Here is a 1546-nt window from a genome sequence, read left to right as displayed (position 1 = left end):
CACGTATGAGCTGTGGACCCCGCTGCTGAGCGGTGGGCAAGTAGTGATCGCCCCGCCGGGCAGGCTTGACGCTCAGACGCTGCAAGAGACAATCAAACGGCAACAGGTTAGCGCGCTCTTGCTAAGCGCAGGGCTGTTCCGATTGATGGTTGAAGACGACCTGAGTTATCTCGCTGGTGTACGCCAGTTGATCGTGGGAGGCGATGTTGTTTCACCTTCTGCAGTGCAGCGAGTACTCGAATGTTGTCCTGCGATTGATTTGGTGAATGCATATGGGCCGACTGAGATTACGGTAATCGCAACCCTTTATTCAATGCAGGCGCCGTTCGCGGCGCGAGCATCCATCCCCATTGGCACGCCGCTAGATAACGCGCAAGTCTACGTGTTGGATGCGGGGCTGCGTCCCGTTCCTGTTGGTGTGCCTGGTGAACTATACGTTGCAGGCACCGGGATAGCCAGGGGCTACCTTGATCGCCCAGGATTAACTGCTGAGCGCTTCGTGGCCAATCCGTTTGGCTGCACGGGGACAAGGATGTACCGCACGGGCGATCTGGCGCGCTGGCGTGCGGACGGCACGTTAGATTTTATGGGCCGTGCCGACCAGCAGGTCAAAATCCGTGGCTTTCGAATTGAGCTTGGCGAGATCGAGACGGCGCTATGCCATCATCCAAGTGTGGCACAAGCTGCAGTTATCGTCCGTGAGGAACGCCCCGGATACAAACAACTGATTGCCTATGTGGTAGCCAACTCGCAGCAACTAGGCGAGTTAGAGCCGGCCGAATTGCGCCAGTATTTGGCGCAGCAGCTACCTGATTACATGGTGCCTGCGGCCGTGGTCTTACTCGATGCGCTGCCGTTGACGCCCAATGGTAAATTGGACCAAAAAGCGCTGCCTGCACCGGAGCTTGTCTCGGACCATTACCGAGCGCCACGCACGCCACAGGAACAGACGCTGGCCGAGTTGTTTGCCGAAGTGCTCGGCTTGCCACGCGTGGGCATTGACGACAGCTTTTTTGACCTGGGCGGGCATTCGCTGTTGGCTATGCGTTTGGTTAGCCGTTTGCGTACCACCTTGGGCGTTGAAATCGCCGTTCGCACATTATTTGAAACTTCTACCGTCGCGGGCTTAGCACAGCGTCTTGGGCAAGGTGCTGCTGTACGCCCGCCGCTGTGCCCACAGCCACGCTCGGAGAAACTACCGCTGTCTTTTGCGCAGCGCCGACTGTGGTTCATTCACCAATTTGAAGGGCCTAGTGCAACTTATAACATTCCATTACCACTGCGCTTATCCGGCGCATTAGATACAGATGCATTGCAAGCGGCGCTGAACGACCTGTTAGCCCGCCATGAAAGCTTGCGCACCGTTTTCGCCGAAACTGATGGTGTCGCTGCGCAAGACATTCTGACCGTCGAAGCGGCTTCGTGTACATTGGAAATAATCGACGTGACAGACGAGACGCTGCCGCAGGCACTGGAGCGGGCAGCGGCATATTGTTTTGATCTGTCTAGCGAGGTTCCACTGCGTGCTTGGTTGTTCCGTCTTAAT

At 56.8% G+C, this 1546-nt stretch carries 1 protein-coding gene; it reads left to right on the top strand.

Annotated features, from left to right (window positions below; genetic code table 11):
• Window positions 1–10 precede the first annotated feature (10 nt).
• Window positions 11–1546: AMP-binding protein (locus tag B0O95_RS15145; protein ID WP_269845336.1), on the top strand; the 1536-nt coding region annotated here is incomplete at its 3' end.

The organism is Mycetohabitans endofungorum (genome assembly GCF_002927045.1).
Classification (GTDB): domain Bacteria; phylum Pseudomonadota; class Gammaproteobacteria; order Burkholderiales; family Burkholderiaceae; genus Mycetohabitans; species Mycetohabitans endofungorum.
This window is presented reverse-complemented; position numbering and strand designations above follow the sequence as displayed.